Origin of the sequence: Microbacterium sp. AG157 (assembly GCF_003385695.1) — a bacterium.
Classification (GTDB): Bacteria; Actinomycetota; Actinomycetes; order Actinomycetales; family Microbacteriaceae; genus Microbacterium; species Microbacterium testaceum.
The window spans coordinates 238,800-254,831 of sequence record NZ_QRDK01000004.1; the positions used below are offsets into that span (position 1 = coordinate 238,800).

Below are 16,032 nucleotides of genomic sequence, written 5' to 3' on the forward strand. Positions count from 1 at the left end.
ATCGATAGCGGATGCAAGGGGCCGCGGCATCCGATTCTGCTGACGCGATCCGATTCAGGCGCGTTTGGTGAGCGACGCGACGCGCGAAGGGCTGGACCTCGACCCCGGATGCCGCGACCCGGCGCACGCGCGGACGATCCCCACCCCGCGTGGTGAGGGCGCCTCCCCCGACGGAAGAGGCGCCCTCACCACGGTCTCAGCGGGCCACCACCGTCTCGCGCGACTTCTGCTGCTGCGCCTCGCGCATCACCAGTTCGTCGTCGAGCCAGTTCGGTGCCTTATTGCGCAGGGCGAAGACGTACACGGCGAGAGATGCGGCGATGATGACCGTCACGTAGACGATGAACAGCGGCACCTGCTCGGCCGACTGCGCTCCGGCGTAGAGCAGCGGCGCCGTTCCGCCGAACAGCGAGTTGGCGAGGGCGTAGCCGAGCCCGACGCCCAGGGCGCGCACGTGCGTCGGAAACAGCTGCGCCTTCACGAGCGCGTTGATCGAGGTGTACCCGGTGAGGATCACGAAGCCGCCGAGGAGGATCGCGAAGGCGGCGAACTCGTTGGTCTGCTGCGGAAGCATGGTGATGAGGAACCAGGTGTACAGCACACCGCCGACGCCGAAGAAGACCAGGAGCGACTTGCGTCCGACCTTGTCGGACAGCCAGCCGCCGAGGGGCTGCATGAGCATCAGCGCGGTCAGCGCGATGAGGTTGATGACGGTGCCGGTGACGACGTCTCCCCCCGAGAAAGCGGTCTTGACGATGTTCGGCCCGGTGACCGAGTACGTGTAGAACGCGACGGTGCCGCCGGCGGTGATGGCGAAGCACAGCAGGAGAGGTCGCCAGTTGTTGACGAGAAGGTCGCGCATCGACCCGGAGTCCTTCGCGCGACCGGCCTTGGTGTCGTCGAGCACGTGCTTCTCGAGCGACTCATCCATGGTGCGACGCATCCAGAACACCGCCACCGCTGCGACGCCGCCGATGGCGAAGGCGACGCGCCAGCCCCAGGTCGAGATGGCCTCTTCGTCGAGGGTCAGCACCATGATCAGCAGTGTCGTCTGAGCGAGGACGTGTCCGCCGACGAGCGTGACGTAGTGGAACGACGAGAGGAACCCGCGGCGTCCGGGCATGGCCGCCTCGGACATGTACGTGGCACTCGTGCCGTACTCGCCGCCGGTGGCGAAGCCCTGCAGCAGGCGCGCGAACACGAGGATCACGACGGCGCCGACGCCGATCGCCTCGGCGGTGGGCGCGAACGCGATGATCAGCGAACAGAACGCCATGAGCGACACCGACACGGTCAGCGACAGGCGGCGGCCGTATCGGTCGGCGAAGCGGCCGAAGAACCACGAGCCGATCGGCCGCATGAGGAAGGTGACGGCGAAGATCGCCCACACGTAGATGGTGGAGTTCTTGTCATCGGAGCTGAAGAACTGCGACTCGAAGTACACCGCGAAGACGGAGTAGACGTAGACGTCGTACCACTCCACGAGGTTCCCGGCCGAGCCTTTGAGGGTGTTCGAGATCGAACGCCGCAGACTCGTGGGGATCGTTGTCGTCGTCGACATGAGGAATCCGATCGGTCGAGGGACGTTGGTCGTCTCGTCACCGCCGGCAGAGGAGCCTCCGGCGGCGGTGACGAGGCGTATGGGCCATCGTGGTGGCCGACGGCTCGGTCGATCGAGATCCTTACAGTGGCCTTACATTGGGCACCACGTCGACGTGGAGCCTGTGTCTACGATGGAGCATGCACGTACTCGTCGCCGAGGACGACGGCTCGGTCGCCGCGGCCCTCGTCTCGGCCCTGAGCCGCGCCGGCCACACGTGCACCCGCGTCTCGCGGGGCAGCGACGTGCTTCTGCGCCACCGCGAGGTACAGGCGGTGCTGCTGGACCTCGGCCTCGAGGACAGGGACGGGCTCGACGTGCTGCGCGATCTGCGCGACGTGAGCCAGATCCCCGTCATCGTGGTGACCGCACGCGGCGACGAGCGCTCGACGGTCCGTGCCCTTTCTCTCGGTGCCGACGACTACCTCGTCAAGCCCGTGCGCCTCCACGAACTCCTCGCCCGCCTGATCGCCGTCACGCGCCGATACAATCCCCCCGCAGAGCCGACGCGGGTAGAGACATCGGCGCTGTCGATCGACGTCGACGCGCGGCGCGTCAGCATGGCGGGCCGCGATGTCGCCCTCACGCCGAATGAATTCGGCATCCTGCTCTCGCTCGCCCGTCGGGCGGGAACCGTCGTGAGTCGCCGGGTCATCCTCGACGAGGTGTGGGGCGACGCCTACGCCGCGTCGTCGCGCTCGTTCGACGTTCACATGGGGCAGGTGCGTCAGAAGCTGCCCGATCTCACCATCACGACGGTTCGCGGCTTCGGCTACCGCCTCGAGGACGCACCGTGAGACGGCGCGTTCTGCTCCCCCTGCTCGTCTTCGGGCTCATCGCTGTGATCGCGGTGCTCATCCCGATCGCCCAGTCCATCGCCGACTCGCGCACGCAGCAGATCGCCCTGCAGCGCCAGGCGTCTCTCGATCAGGTCGTGCAGCGCGCGAGAACCGCTCTCGTGCAGGGAGGGACGTCGAGCCTGCAGGCGTACGTCGACCGCTTCCACGCCGTATACGGCGAGGCGGTGCTCGTGCTCGATGAGAAGGGAGATGCGGTCGCCTCCGCGGGCGGCCTCTCCCCCGGTCTCAACGTGCGATCCATCGCCGGAGCGGCGTCGCGGGCGATCCCACAGGTGTCGCTGCCCCGCGTCACGCCCTGGGCGCCGGACACCGCGCTGGTCGCCGTACCGGTGATCGCGGCGGGTGACCTGTCAACGGGAGTGGTGGTCCTCGAGGTCGACCTGGCGCGCGCGAAGGCCGACGTCGCGTCGGCCTGGGTGCTGGTGGTCATCGTCGGGCTGCTGCTGCTCGCCGCTCTCATGGGGGCCTCTTTGCTCTGGACGCGATGGATTCTGCGCCCCGTGCGCGCTCTCGACTCCGCCGTAGCCGCCCTCACGGCCCATCGTGAGGCGGTTCCGCTGCGGCCGACCGGGCCGCCCGAGCTGCGACGGCTCAGCCGCGCCTTCACGACCATGACCGACGAGGTCGAGAACACCCTCGAGCAGCAGCGCGGCTTCGTGGCCGACGCGTCGCACCAGTTGCGTACTCCCCTCGCCGCCATCCGGCTTCGCGTCGATTCGCTGCCCCGGGATCCGGATGCCGCGGACGACCTCGCCGCGGTCGACCACGACCTCGACCGACTCGAGCACACGGTCGAGCGCATGCTGACCCTCGCCAACGCCGAGCACCGCGCCTCGGCCTCGCGACAGGGATACGACGCCGCGCGGGACGAGGGCGCTCAGCGCGAGTGCCGGGTGTCGGCATCCGAACTCGGCGATCTGCACCGGTGGCGACTCGACGAGGCAGGCGTGATGCTCGACGCCTCGGACGACACCGTCGTCGTCGTCCCGTGCGGCCGCGCCGACCTCGAAGAGATGGTGCAGGTGCTGTTCGACAACGCCGCGAACTACGCCGGCCACGGGGCGCGCGTGCGCCTCGCCCTGCGCGAAGACGATCGGGGCGTGTCCCTGCACGTCGACGATTCGGGCGCGCACCTCGCGGACGCGGATCTCGACAGCATGGGAACACGCTTCTGGCGTGCGGGGGCCCACCGGTCATCGCCCGGCACGGGCCTGGGCCTCGCGATCGTCGCCGAGCTGATGCGCACCGCCGGCGGCAGCCTTCGCCTCGAGCGCTCACCCCTCGGCGGGCTCGGGGCCCGGCTCGAGTGGACGCGGCCGTGAGTACGCTGACCCGCCGCGCGTTCCTCTCCGTGGCTGCCGGAATGGGAGCGGCCTCGCTCGTCGCCTGCTCCACGCCCGCGACGACACCGCTGGTGCTGGGGTGCGGTGAGGCGGGCGGAAGCTACCTGGAGTTCGGTCATCTGCTGGCCGCCGCGACGCGATCGTCGAGCGTCGTGACCGTCTCGCCGCTCGCCACCGAGGGCAGCATCGACAACCTCCGCCTCCTGCAGGAACGCGCCGTAGACCTCGGGCTATCGCTGGTGGATTCGGCAGCAGATGTCGGCAACGACGTCGTCGCGATCGGGCGGGTCTACCAGAACTACCTGCAGTGCATCGTGCGCGCGGACGCGGGGATCTCGCAGGTCGCCGACCTCGCGGGGCGCACGGTCTCGCTGGGCGCCCCGGGATCCGGCGCGGCCTCGACCGCCCGACGCGTCCTCGATGCCTCGGGGGTGATCGCGGCGGCGCCGGGGCGACCGAAGACGGTGGAGCGCACGTTCCGCGAAGCCGTGGCCGACGTCGCCGCGGCGCGAATCGACGCGTTCTTCTGGTCGGGCGGTGTTCCCACCCCGCAGATCTCGGAGCTGGCGCAGCAGGTACCGGTCATGGTCATCGACACGACGCCCGCTCTCTCCGTCCTGAGTGCGCGGTTCCCCGACGTCTATGCGGCGACGACGATCCCTTCCGGCGTCTACGGCGCGGCCCGGGCGGTACCCACGATCGGCGTCGCCAACCTCCTGCTCGCCCGCGCCGATCTCGCCGACGGTCTGGCCCGTGCGCTCGTCGACGCCCTCATCGATGACGCCCCGGGCCTCGTGCCCCCCGATGCCCTCGGCATCCAGTACCTGACTCCTGCGAGCCTCATCGACACCTCGCCCCTCGCGCTGCACCCCGCGGCCGAGCGTCGGTATCGCGAGCGGTACGGCTGAACGGCCTCAGTTCACGCAGGGCACCGACCCCGCTCGCATCGGTTGCTGCGAGTCGGTGTACACCGATGACGTCGGGCTGGGCGACGCCGACGGGGCGGTCGTCGCGGGGGCGTCGGTCGCCGACGGGGCGGCACTCGTGCCGGCATCCGGGGTGGCGGCGGGCGCCGGGTGAAGCAGGGCGGCGACCTGGGCGGCGATCGCCTTCTGATCGACGATGTTCACGCTCTCGCCGTCGATTGTGCCGAAGCGCTCGACCGGCAGGGTCTGGAATGTGACGTCTCCCCCGGCGAGGCGCTGGGCGGTCGAGGCGAGGCTGAGCAGGTCGAAGCCCTTGTCGACGGCCACGTACTGCTTCGCGGTGTCGAGCAGATCCTGCAGGCGTCCGAAGTCGGTGAACGTCTGGGCATCGCGGAGCTTCAGGGCGAGCGACACCATGAAGGCCTGCTGACGGCGCGTGCGGTCGAGGTCGGTGAGAAAGACGTTCCGGTACTCGGTGTCGCGACGCTGACGCACGAAGGCCATCGCCTGCGACGCGTCGATCTGCTGCGGCCCCGCCGCGAAATCGGCACCGGAATAGGTGTCGGCCGTCGCGTGGTTCAGACACACCGAGATGGGCTGCACGGCCTGGGCGACCCGGTAGAACGCCGCCATCGTCACCTCCACGAAGTGGTCGATCGGCACGCCACCAAGGAACTGAGACACCGTCTGCATCTCCTCGGTGCGAGCGGCGTCGCGTGCCTGTTGATACGCGTCGTCTTCCGAGACACCCGCAGCCCGGAGCTCGTCGTCCTTCGCGGCGAAGGCTCGTCCGTAGGCCTCTTTGATCTTGCCCTTCTTCGTTCCGCCAGGGGCGCCCGCATAGTCGACGTAGTCGTCGCGCGGGATCGACACGGCGACCGCCTGGCCGCCGCCGGCCGGGATGTGCACGTACATCAGGACGTTCGTGTTGTAGCCGCCGACGGAGGCGTCCTCGGCATGGATCGCGTCGTAGATCTCCTGCGGGTAGGGCTTGCCGTCCTCATCCACGCGGCTGTCGAGCCCCATGATGAGGATGTTCTGCTCCCCCTCGTCCTGGGCGACCCCCGGAGCGGCGACCGGCATCACGGCATCGGAGTGATGGATGCCGCTGGCCGCCCCCGCGAGATTCACGGCGACGAACGCCACCGTACCGACGACCACCGTGGTGGCGACAGCGGCGACGATGAGCAGAAGCCGGCGACGATTGCGCCGGACGCGATGCGAGGTCGGTGACACCGCCCCAGCATGCGCCACCGCGGCTATGAATCCGGCGTATGAACGAGAACGCCCCCTGCCAGGGGCAGAGGGCGTCGACGGGGAGAACGTCAGTCGGCGGCGTGTGCCGGCGTGGGCAGCTCGATCGGAACGACCGGGCAGTCCTTCCACAGGCGCTCGAGGCCGTAGTACACGCGCTCTTCCTCGTGGAAGACGTGCACGACCAGGTCGCCGAAGTCGAGAAGGATCCAGCGGGACTCCTGGCGGCCCTCGCGACGCACGCGCTTGTGGCCGTGCTCGAGGAGCTTCTCCTCGACCTCGTCAGCGATCGCGGCGACGTTGCGCTCGTTGCGACCGGTGACGAGAAGGAAGATGTCGACGAGCGGGAGGGGCTCGGAGACGTCGAGGGCGACGATGTCATCGCCGCCCTTCGCGTCGGCGGCGAGGGCGGCGATCTGCGCCATCTCGCGACCGTTATCGGTGGCTGTCATCGGAAGACTCCTGTCGTGAAGGCGAGGCCGAGGGTGACGGCCACCGCCAGGAAGAGAGCACCGGTCGTGATGATGAGCCCGATGAGGAGCTTGCTCCCCTTCTCGGGCGCCGGCGGACGAATGATCTCGCCGGGTTGCTTGACCGTGCTGATCGCGGCACTCGCAGCGATCGGGGTGGGTGACGAGGCGGGCGGGAGCTCGCCGTCGAGGAGCACCGCGTCGGCGTCACGGCCGTCGGTGGTGCCGGGTGCGTGGCCGACCGAGCCCAGGCCTTCGGGCAGTTCGAAGGTGCCCGTGATCATGACCTCGCCGGTCGCGGTGACGGGGCCCACCAGCGGAACGCCGGTCGGGGTCTGCGACAGGATCAGCGCGTTCGGGGTCGACACGCCGCCGCTCGCGGCCGCGTTGCGTGAGAGCAACTGGTCGAACGAGTCGGGAAGGGTGACCCCGGGTGTCGCACCGTCGAGCAAGTCGGAACCGAGGGCCGGGTTCACGACCGAGGCACCGGTACCGGAGTCGGCGGCGACCGGAGCCTCCGCGGTGTCGGGGGCGGCGGGACGGAAGATCGCGGGTTGAACGGACTCGTCTTCGACCTGCGCGGCGGGCGCGGCGTTCTGGCGCGGCATCGACGACTCGAGGTCGGAGCTGATCACGGGCACCGCCGCGGTGCGGATCTTCTCCTGCGCGCGCACCTGGCGGCGGGTGAGTCCGCTGACACCGAAGTCGCCGTCGCGAAACGCGCCGTCGAACGACTCGGGGCGGAGCGCGGGAGCGAAGGACTCGTCGCGCGCGGCGACGCGCGCGGGCTCCTCCGAGACGGCGGGTCCGTGGTCGGGCGATGCCTGGTCGTCTGTGGCGTGCTCGACGGTGGGCTCCGCCACAGCGGGCTCGGAAACCCGGTCGACGACCGGCGCTTCGGGAGCTTCGACCGGTGTCTCGGCATCCGGACTCTCGCCCTGGGGCTGCGGAACGATGATGGGCGTCGCGCCGGTCTGGCGGAGCTCGCGCAGCTGACGACGGGTCAGCGCGGGAGTCTCGGGGTTCTCGGGAGTGCTCATGCTGTGCTCCGGTAGAGGTGGTGCTTCGCGATGTACTGCACGACGCCGTCGGGCACGAGGTACCACACGGGGTGGCCTCGGCGCACACGGGCGCGGCAGTCTGTGGACGAGATCGACAGGGCGGGGATCTCCAGCTGGCTCACGTTCTCGGACGGCAGGCCCTCCGTGGTGAGGACGTGACCCGGGCGAGAGACGGCGACGAAGTGCGCGAGGTCCCACAGTTCCTGGTGGTGACGCCAGCCGAGGATCTGCGCAACCGCGTCGGCGCCGGTGATGAAGAAGAACTCCGCACCCGGGCGCTGACGCTGCAGGTCACGCAAAGTATCGATCGTGTACGTGGGCCCCGCGCGATCGATGTCGACGCGGCTCACGGTGAACTGCGGATTGGATGCCGTGGCGATCACCGTCATGAGGTAGCGGTGCTCGCTCTCGGTGACGTCGTCTTTCTGCCACGGGCGACCCGTCGGCACGAAGACGACCTCGTCGAGATCGAACGATTGAGCGACCTCGCTGGCGGCGACCAGGTGACCGTGATGGATGGGATCGAACGTCCCACCCATGACCCCGATGCGAGGGGCGCGCGTCACCGACATACGGTGGGCCTCAGTGGCCGTGCGCCTCGGGGGTGGGCGTCCCGTGCTTCTGGGTGTACGCCGCAGCCTTGTGCGCGTGACGGTTCGACACGTTGCGGTATGACAGGGTCACGAGGCTCAGGGCGACGAAGGTCAGGAACGCCACGGCGCCGTACCAGAAGGTCTGGGCCTGGACGTTGCCGCCGTGGTGGGCGCCTTCTTCTGCGGCGTGGGCCAGAAGTGCGACGAAAGTCATCAGTGCTCCGATCAGAGGTCTGCGCGAGGCGCGCGTCCCATTTTAGGCGGTCAGGCGCGTACCTGGCCGTCGCCGCGCCCGAGCCACTTGGTGCTCGTCAGCTCGGCGAGGCCCATGGGTCCGCGGGCGTGAAGTTTCTGGGTCGAGATCCCGACCTCGGCGCCGAAGCCGAACTCACCCCCGTCGGTGAAGCGGGTCGAGGCGTTCACCAGCACCACGGCGGAGTCCACCTCGGCGAGGAAGCGGTCGGCCGCTTCGGGGTCGTCGGTGATGATCGACTCGGTGTGGTGCGTCGAGTACCGACGGATGTGCGCCAGCGCGTGATCGAGGTCGTCGACGACGCGGACGGCGAGGTCGAGGGTGCCGTACTCGCGCGACCAGTCGTCATCGGTCGCCGGAACGACCCGCGAGTCGTGCGCGCGCGTCTCGTCGTCGCCGTGAACGGTCACGCCGGCAAGGTCGAGGGATGCCAGCAGCTCCGGCAGCAGCCGGTCGGCCGCCGTGCGGTGCACGAGCACCGTCTCGACGGCGTTGCAGACGCTCGGGCGCTGTGTCTTGGCGTTGAGCACGATGTCGTGGGCCCAGTCAACGCGCGCGGTGGCGTCGAGGTAGATGTGCACCACCCCGGCACCGGTTTCGATGACCGGAACGGTCGACTCGGTGACGACGGTCTCGATGAGCCCGGCGCTCCCGCGCGGGACCAGGACGTCGACCAGCCCGCGGGCGTTCATGAGGGCCTTCGCCCCGTCGCGGCCGAAGTCGTCGACGCTCTGGATCGCCTCGGGGCTCACGCCCTGGCTCGCCAACGCGTCGCGCATGATTTGCACGAGCCGCGCATTGGTGCTCTGCGCCGCCGACCCGCCGCGCAGCACGACCGCATTGCCGGAGCGCAGCGCGAGCGAGGCGATGTCGACGGTGACGTTGGGACGGGCCTCGTAGATCGAGCCGACGACGCCGAAGGGCACGGCGACCTTCTCGAGCGAAAGCCCGTTGGGCAGCGTCCGACTGTCGAGCACGCGACCGACAGGGTCGGGGAGCCCGGCGACGTCGCGGACCGCGGCGGCGAGGGCCGACACGCGCTTCTCGTCGAGCCGCAGCCGATCCAACAGCGCCTCGCCGATGGCATCGTGCCGCCCTCTCTCGAGGTCGAGAGCGTTGGCCGCGACGATCTCGGTCGACGATGCCTCGAGGGCGTCGGCGATCGCGTGCAGGAGCACGCTCTTGCGCCCGGAATCGAGCAGTCCGATCTCGCGCGCGGCGTCTTTGACCAGACGCAGGCGCTCGTCGACGGAGGCGGCGATCACGGTCATGCGCTCAGTGTACCGGCGCGGGTCACGGCACCCACGGGGCCGGTCGACAGGGTCACGGGATCGGGGTGAGGGGCGAACCAGGTGCCCACCGACTCCCCCGAGAGAGCGGATGCGACGAGGTCGGCGCTCGTCACGAGCACACCCACCCCAGCGGTGGAGGCGAGCTTGGCCGCGGAGGCCTTGGTCGCCGCTCCCCCTGTGCCGACGCCGTTGACGACACCCGCGCCGAACTCGAACTCCGATAGGTCGTCGCCCCAGGCGACCTCGGTGATCGGACGCGCACCGGGCTCGCTCGGCGGCCGGGTGAAGAGTGTCTCGATGTCGCTGAGCAGGACCAGCGCATCGGCACCGATCAGCTGCGCTACGAGGGCGGCGAGCCGATCGTTGTCACCGAAGCGGATCTCGTGGGTGGCGACGGTGTCGTTCTCGTTGACGATGGGCAGGATGCCGAGACCCAGCAGCCGCTCCATGGCGCGACGCGCATTGGAGCGGTGCGTGGCGTTCTCGAGATCGCCGGCCGTGAGCAACACCTGCCCCGCGAGAAGGCCGAAACGGTCGAGCGAGGTCTGGTAGCGCCACATGAGGACGTTCTGTCCGACCGCGGCGGCGGCCTGCTGGGTTGCGAGGTCGTGAGGACGGCCTTCGAGATCCAACAGGGGGAGGGCGGTCGCGATGGCACCCGAGGACACGAGGACGACCTCGGTGCCGGCGCCGTGAGCGCGAGACAGAGCCTCGACGATGGTGTCGATGCGGTGCGCACCGTCGCCGCTGATGGACGACGACCCGACCTTCACCACGACGCGAGCGGCGCCGGGGATATCGGCGCGCGTCGTCGCGGTCACCGCTCCTCGTCCTCGAGAGAAGCCGAGGAGGACTCGCCGTCGGGCGAGATCCCCACTGCACGCGCCGCGCGTCGCTCGGCCTCGAGCTCGGCGCGGGCGTCGGCTTTGGCATCCATCCGCTCGTGATACTCGGCGCGACGCTCCGACGAGGTGCGGCGGGAGTTCTGCACGAGGCGCGGGTCGGTACCGCGCGGGGCCGTCATCAGCTCGGCGGCCGAGGTGAGGGTGGGCTCCCAGTCGAAGACGATGCCGTCGCCGGGCCCGATGACCACGGTCGCGCCCGCCACGGCACCGGCGCGGAACAAGCCGTCTTCCACGCCGAGGCGCGCGAGGCGGTCGGCGAGGTAGCCCACGGCCTCCTCGTTCTGGAAGTCGGTCTGCTGGACCCACTTGACCGGCTTGTCGCCGAGGATGCGGTACACGGGACCGTACGTGCCGCCCTCGACCTTGATCGTGAAGTCCTTCTCGGCACCGCGGGGGCGGATGACGACCCGCTCGGCGGGCGTCTGGTCGATCGTGGCCAGGCGGTGCTGCTCGACGATCTCTCCCAGCGCGAAGGTGAGCTCGCGCAGGCCCGACCGGCTGACGGTCGAGATCTCGAAGACGCGGAAACCGCGGGCCTCGAGGTCGGGGCGCACGAAGTCGGCGAGCTCGTGCGCCTCGGGGACGTCCACCTTGTTCAGGGCGATGATCTGGGGGCGGTCGAGCAGGGGAACCTGCCCCTCGGGCACCGGGTAGGCGGCGAGCTCGGCGAGGATGATGTCGAGGTCGCTCAGCGGGTCACGACCCGGGTCGAGCGTGGCGCAGTCCAGGACGTGCACGAGCGCCGTGCAGCGCTCGACGTGGCGGAGGAACTCCAGCCCCAGCCCCTTGCCTTCGCTCGCGCCCTCGATGAGGCCCGGGACGTCGGCGATGGTGTAGCGCGCGTCGCCCGCCTGCACGACGCCGAGGTTCGGGTGGAGCGTGGTGAACGGGTAGTCGGCGATCTTGGGGCGCGCGGCCGACACCGCCGCGATCAGGCTCGACTTGCCCGCCGACGGGAAGCCCACCAGCGCGACGTCGGCGACGGTCTTGAGCTCGAGGACGACGTCGCCCTCGTACCCGGGCGTGCCCAGCAGGGCGAAACCGGGAGCCTTGCGCTTCGGCGAGGCGAGGGCCGCGTTGCCGAGGCCGCCCAGACCGCCCGGGGCCGCGACGAAACGCATGCCGGGGGTGAGCATGTCGACGAGCACGTTGCCGTCGGTGTCCTTCACGACGGTTCCGAGCGGAACCGGAAGCTCCTGGTCCTCGCCGAGGGCACCCGACCGGTGGTCGCCCATGCCGAATCCGCCGTTGCCCGCGGAGCGGTGCGGCGAGTGGTGGTACGACAACAGGGTCGTGGTCTGCGGATCGGCGACGAGCACGACGTCGCCACCGCTGCCACCGTTTCCTCCGTCGGGACCGGCCAGCGGCTTGAACTTCTCACGGCGCACCGAGACGCAGCCGTTGCCGCCCTTTCCCGCACGCAGGTGCAGGGTCACGCGGTCGACGAAGGTGACCATGGCGGGTCCTTCCGGGTGTGGCCGGCGAAGCCGACTCGAAAAAAGAAGAGGGGGTGGGCAGCGCCCACCCCCTCGTGCGCCGAAGCGCGGGAATTACTCCGCTGCTGCGGTGACGATGTTGACGACCTTGCGGCCGCCCTTCGCGCCGAACTGGACCGCACCGGGTGCCAGGGCGAACAGCGTGTCGTCGCCACCGCGGCCGACGTTGGCGCCGGGGTGGAAGTGCGTGCCGCGCTGGCGGACGATGATCTCGCCGGCGAGAACGACCTGGCCGCCGAAGCGCTTCACGCCGAGGCGCTGTGCGTTGGAGTCACGACCGTTACGGGTGGAGCTTGCGCCCTTTTTGTGTGCCATCTCTGCGTCTCCTGGCTCTTACTTGATGCCGGTGATCTTGACGCGCGTGAGGTCCTGACGGTGGCCCTGGCGCTTCTTGTAGCCGGTCTTGTTCTTGAACTTCTGGATCACGATCTTCGGACCGCGCTCCTCGCCGAGCACCTCGGCCGTGACCGAGACCTTCGCGAGCTTGTCGGCGTCGGTCGTGACCGCGTCGCCGTCGACGAACAGGACGGCGGGCAGCTGGATGCTCTCGCCGATCTTCGCCTTCTGGCGGTCGAGCACGACGACCGTGCCGACCTGGACCTTCTCCTGGCGGCCGCCGGCGCGCACAACTGCGTAAACCACTTCACACCTGTTTTCGTTCGGGAGCGCGGAGCTCCGGTTGTCTGATGACGTCGGGAGGGCCTCACGGCCCAAGTCTCGGTGCGATCCGGCGAGCAAACCCGCGGGGTCACGCTCCCCACGGGAGTGGACGCGACGCACCAAGGGTCGAGTTTAGCTCACCTCACGGCATCCGGCAAAAGCATTCGACCCGCGTGTCGATCGTAGGATTCTCGGATGGCGATCCTGATCGACGACCCGCAGTGGCCCGCGCACGGACGGCTGTGGGCTCATCTCGTCAGCGACAGCGATCTCGACGAGCTCCACGCCTTCGCCGCGGCGGCCGGAATTCCCAGACGAGCATTCGACCTGGACCACTACGACGTCCCCGACGAGCGGCACGCCGATCTGGTGCGCGCGGGAGCCGAGCACGTGGGCGGTAAGGAGCTCGTGCGACGGCTGCGCGCCTCGGGACTTCGAATCACGGCGCGAGAACGGCGTCCCACACGGTGAGGGGTCACCGTCGGTCACTGCGAGCAAAGCTCTGCGACCGAAGGTGACCCCTGACGCGAGGAATCGCGGGTTCAGGACTCGGTCGACGGCTGTGCGTTCACCGGGGTGCCCGTCAGGGCCGCGGTGGTCACACGACGACGCGAGCGCCCCTGACCCGGAGCCTTGGGCTCGGGCAGGGCCTCGAGCACCGACTCGAGGAGCGCGTCCTTCTCCGTGCGCGGAGCCTTCGGCTCGCGCTTCTTGCGGGGTCGCTTCTCGCGAGCCGGCGCAGGGGCTTCGGAGACGGTTTCGCTCTTCGACTCGAGGACAGCCTCGACGGATGCCACGACCGCCGCCTCGACGACGGCAGGGTCGTCGAGGTTGGGCTTGACGGTCGATGCCGCGATCTGTGCGAGAGCGGACTTGACGCCCTCGGTGATCACGTGGGTGCCCCCTGCCTGGGCGGCCGCTCCCCCGGCGCTGTTCTGCGCGGAGGCGTTGCCGCCACCGTTGCCGTTGCTGTTCCCGTTTCCGTTCGAGGCGCCGCTGTTGCCACGGCCGCGACGGTTGGTCGAGCCGTTGCTGTTGCCGTTCGACGAGCCCGAGGGACGGTGCTTCGCCACCGGGTCGTGGTGCACGATGACGCCGCGACCGGCGCACACCTCGCACGCCTCGCTGAAGGTCTCGAGCAGGCCCAGGCCGAGTTTCTTGCGGGTCATCTGCACGAGACCGAGCGAGGTGACCTCGGCGACCTGGTGCTTCGTGCGATCGCGGCTGAGGCACTCGATGAGACGACGCAACACGAGGTCGCGGTTCGATTCGAGCACCATGTCGATGAAGTCGACGACGATGATGCCGCCGATGTCGCGCAGGCGAAGCTGGCGCACGATCTCTTCGGCAGCCTCGAGGTTGTTCTTCGTCACGGTCTCTTCGAGGTTGCCGCCCGAACCGACGAACTTGCCGGTGTTGACGTCGACGACCGTCATCGCCTCGGTGCGGTCGATCACGAGCGAGCCGCCCGACGGCAGCCAGACCTTTCGGTCGAGCGCCTTCTCGATCTGCTCGGTCACGCGGAACGCGTCGAACGGGTCCTGCTCGCCCTCGTACTTCTCGACCCGCTCGAGCAGGTCGGGGGCGACGCCCTGCAGGTACGACGAGATCGTCTGCAGTGCCTCGTCACCCTGGATGAGCATGCGCGTGAAGTCCTCGTTGAAGACATCGCGCACGATCTTCACCAGCAGGTCGGGCTCGGAGTGCAACAGGGCGGGTGCCTGGATCGTCTTGACCTGGCTCGACACGTGCTCCCACTGGGAGGTGAGGCGCTGTACGTCGAGGGTCAGCTGCTCCTCGGTAGCGCCCTCCGCGGCCGTGCGCACGATCACACCGGACGACTCGGGGAGCACCTCTTTGAGGATCTTCTTCAGGCGCGCACGCTCGGTGTCGGGAAGCTTGCGGGAGATGCCGTTCATCGTGCCGTTCGGCACGTACACGAGGTAGCGGCCCGGCAGCGAGATCTGGCTCGTCAGGCGGGCGCCCTTGTGCCCGACGGGGTCCTTCGTGACCTGCACGAGGACGCGGTCCCCCGACTTCAGGGCGAGCTCGATGCGGCGAGGCTGGTTGTTGGTCTCGACGCCGTCCCAGTCGACCTCACCGGAGTACAGCACGGCGTTGCGGCCGCGACCGATGTCGACGAACGCGGCCTCCATGCTGGGGAGCACGTTCTGCACGCGACCGAGGTAGACGTTGCCGATGAGCGAGGCGTCCTGGTTGCGTGCGACGTAATGCTCGACGAGCACGTTGTCTTCGAGGACGGCGATCTGGATACGACCGGACTTCGAGCGCACGACCATGACGCGGTCGACGGCCTCGCGACGGGCGAGGAATTCGGCCTCGGTGACGACGGGGCGACGACGCCCGGCCTCGCGACCGTCACGGCGACGCTGCTTCTTCGCCTCGAGACGCGTGGAGCCCTTGATGCGCTGCGGCTCGGTGATGACCTCGACCGCGCGCTGACGCACGGGCGGAGTGGTGGGAGCATCGGGGGCATCGTCACGGGTGTCGTTCGCTCCCCCGCGGCGGCGGTTGCGACGGCGGGCGTTGGCCGAGACGCGCTCGCTGGGGCTCTCGTCATCGCGGTCGTCGAAGTCATCGCGGATCACGACGGGCGGAAGCGCGGGCGCATAGAAGTGAAGGGCCGTCGAGACGGCGGATACGAAGTTCTCGGGAAGCAGGCCGAGCGACACGGCGGTCGGACGGGCGGGCGTCTCGGGCTCGGCGGGGGTCACGGCCTGAGCGGGAGCGACCTCGGGCTGCTCCGTCTCCGTCTCGGCGGGTGTCGAGTCCTCCGAGGCGGAATCGGATGCCGGCACCCCGGCCTCAGCGATCGGCGCGACCTCATCCGCAGTCGGAGCGGACTGCTCCGACGCGTCGACCTCAGACCGGTCGTCCGCGGCGGCGGGGATGTCCTCCACGTCGAGCACCGCGGGCGCCTCGGTGTCGTCGGCGGCCGCGTCTTCGGCATCCTGGACCGCAGCCTCTTCTTCGTCGACGACGGGGGCGACGTCGGAGGTGGCGGTGTCGGGAGAGATCGGCGTCTCGTCGGTGGGGTTCTGTTCGTCTGTCACATCGGCCATGTCGGGGTACTCCCTGGCGGACGACACCGCGCGTCGTCCGACGAAATCTCATGCGGCGCCGCACCCGGCGGGGCCGCGAACTCACTCGGTCTGCAGCCGGCCTGCGGCCCGGGCTGCGAAGGGCGGTCATCGCCCGAAGTCTTCTGGGTGATGTTCCTGCGGCGCGGCCGCGGTCACATCGGCCTTCATTATCGCACGAAGTGCCGGGAACGCCCACGACCGGCGCGATTGCCGAT

16 protein-coding genes are annotated in these 16,032 nt (G+C 69.5%); 4 read left to right on the forward strand and 12 right to left on the reverse strand.

The features are described from left to right. Positions 1-196: 196 nt before the first annotated feature. A complete protein-coding gene (locus DEU35_RS13890) occupies positions 197-1,561 on the reverse strand; it encodes an MFS transporter (protein ID WP_116239851.1) in 1,365 nt (454 codons plus the stop codon). A gap of 179 nt (positions 1,562-1,740) precedes the next feature. On the opposite strand from DEU35_RS13890, the gene DEU35_RS13895 reads away from it, so the two are divergent. From DEU35_RS13895 to DEU35_RS13905, 3 genes are read left to right on the forward strand one after another with little or no spacing between them, the layout of a single operon-like run. Continuing rightward, positions 1,741-2,397, forward strand: a complete 657-nt coding sequence (locus DEU35_RS13895; RefSeq protein ID WP_103209175.1) for a response regulator transcription factor — start codon at positions 1,741-1,743, stop codon at positions 2,395-2,397. Beyond that, the gene (locus tag DEU35_RS13900; RefSeq protein WP_116239852.1) at positions 2,394-3,782 is read left to right on the forward strand and encodes a HAMP domain-containing sensor histidine kinase; all 1,389 of its coding nucleotides are present in this window, start codon (positions 2,394-2,396) and stop codon (positions 3,780-3,782) included. Before DEU35_RS13895 ends, DEU35_RS13900 begins: the two co-directional genes overlap by 4 nt. After that, positions 3,779-4,711 carry a TAXI family TRAP transporter solute-binding subunit gene (locus DEU35_RS13905; RefSeq protein WP_147301880.1) on the forward strand — a complete coding sequence of 311 codons (933 nt, stop codon included), beginning with the start codon at positions 3,779-3,781 and terminating at the stop codon, positions 4,709-4,711. The genes DEU35_RS13900 and DEU35_RS13905 overlap by 4 nt, the downstream gene beginning before the upstream one ends. 6 nt (positions 4,712-4,717) lie before the next feature. On the opposite strand, the gene DEU35_RS13910 is transcribed toward DEU35_RS13905, so the two are convergent. The 10 genes from DEU35_RS13910 to rplU form a co-directional block, all read right to left on the reverse strand. After that, the gene (locus DEU35_RS13910) at positions 4,718-5,965 is read right to left on the reverse strand and encodes an LCP family protein (protein WP_103209166.1); all 1,248 of its coding nucleotides are present in this window, start codon (positions 5,963-5,965) and stop codon (positions 4,718-4,720) included. Between the two features lie 89 nt (positions 5,966-6,054). Next, positions 6,055-6,435 (reverse strand): ribosome silencing factor, encoded by a 381-nt coding sequence (rsfS, locus tag DEU35_RS13915; protein ID WP_103209164.1) that lies wholly within the window; start codon positions 6,433-6,435, stop codon positions 6,055-6,057. Beyond that, positions 6,432-7,493 carry a hypothetical protein gene (locus DEU35_RS13920; protein WP_116239854.1) on the reverse strand — a complete coding sequence of 354 codons (1,062 nt, stop codon included), beginning with the start codon at positions 7,491-7,493 and terminating at the stop codon, positions 6,432-6,434. The genes rsfS and DEU35_RS13920 overlap by 4 nt, the downstream gene beginning before the upstream one ends. After that, positions 7,490-8,086, reverse strand: a complete 597-nt coding sequence (gene nadD, locus DEU35_RS13925; RefSeq protein WP_103209159.1) for a nicotinate-nucleotide adenylyltransferase — start codon at positions 8,084-8,086, stop codon at positions 7,490-7,492. Before nadD ends, DEU35_RS13920 begins: the two co-directional genes overlap by 4 nt. A gap of 10 nt (positions 8,087-8,096) precedes the next feature. Then, the gene (locus DEU35_RS13930) at positions 8,097-8,321 is read right to left on the reverse strand and encodes a hypothetical protein (RefSeq protein ID WP_103209158.1); all 225 of its coding nucleotides are present in this window, start codon (positions 8,319-8,321) and stop codon (positions 8,097-8,099) included. 50 nt (positions 8,322-8,371) lie between these two features. Continuing rightward, positions 8,372-9,631: a glutamate-5-semialdehyde dehydrogenase gene (locus DEU35_RS13935; protein ID WP_116239855.1), complete on the reverse strand. Its 1,260-nt coding sequence runs from the start codon at positions 9,629-9,631 to the stop codon at positions 8,372-8,374. Then, the gene (gene proB, locus DEU35_RS13940; protein ID WP_116239856.1) at positions 9,628-10,473 is read right to left on the reverse strand and encodes a glutamate 5-kinase; all 846 of its coding nucleotides are present in this window, start codon (positions 10,471-10,473) and stop codon (positions 9,628-9,630) included. The genes DEU35_RS13935 and proB overlap by 4 nt, the downstream gene beginning before the upstream one ends. Further along, positions 10,470-12,014, reverse strand: coding sequence for a GTPase ObgE (gene obgE, locus DEU35_RS13945; protein ID WP_103209151.1), 1,545 nt, complete (start codon positions 12,012-12,014; stop codon positions 10,470-10,472). Before obgE ends, proB begins: the two co-directional genes overlap by 4 nt. Positions 12,015-12,107: 93 nt before the next feature. Further along, a complete protein-coding gene (gene rpmA, locus DEU35_RS13950; protein ID WP_055836932.1) occupies positions 12,108-12,368 on the reverse strand; it encodes a 50S ribosomal protein L27 in 261 nt (86 codons plus the stop codon). Positions 12,369-12,386: 18 nt separating this feature from the next. Continuing rightward, positions 12,387-12,695: a 50S ribosomal protein L21 gene (gene rplU, locus DEU35_RS13955; RefSeq protein WP_055836929.1), complete on the reverse strand. Its 309-nt coding sequence runs from the start codon at positions 12,693-12,695 to the stop codon at positions 12,387-12,389. A 213-nt stretch (positions 12,696-12,908) separates the two neighbouring features. On the opposite strand from rplU, the gene DEU35_RS13960 reads away from it, so the two are divergent. Next, positions 12,909-13,184 (forward strand): DUF4031 domain-containing protein, encoded by a 276-nt coding sequence (locus DEU35_RS13960; RefSeq protein WP_103209149.1) that lies wholly within the window; start codon positions 12,909-12,911, stop codon positions 13,182-13,184. A gap of 71 nt (positions 13,185-13,255) precedes the next feature. Here DEU35_RS13960 and DEU35_RS13965 read toward each other — a convergent pair whose 3' ends face one another. Beyond that, positions 13,256-15,796, reverse strand: coding sequence for an Rne/Rng family ribonuclease (locus tag DEU35_RS13965; RefSeq protein ID WP_116239857.1), 2,541 nt, complete (start codon positions 15,794-15,796; stop codon positions 13,256-13,258). Positions 15,797-16,032 lie beyond the last annotated feature (236 nt).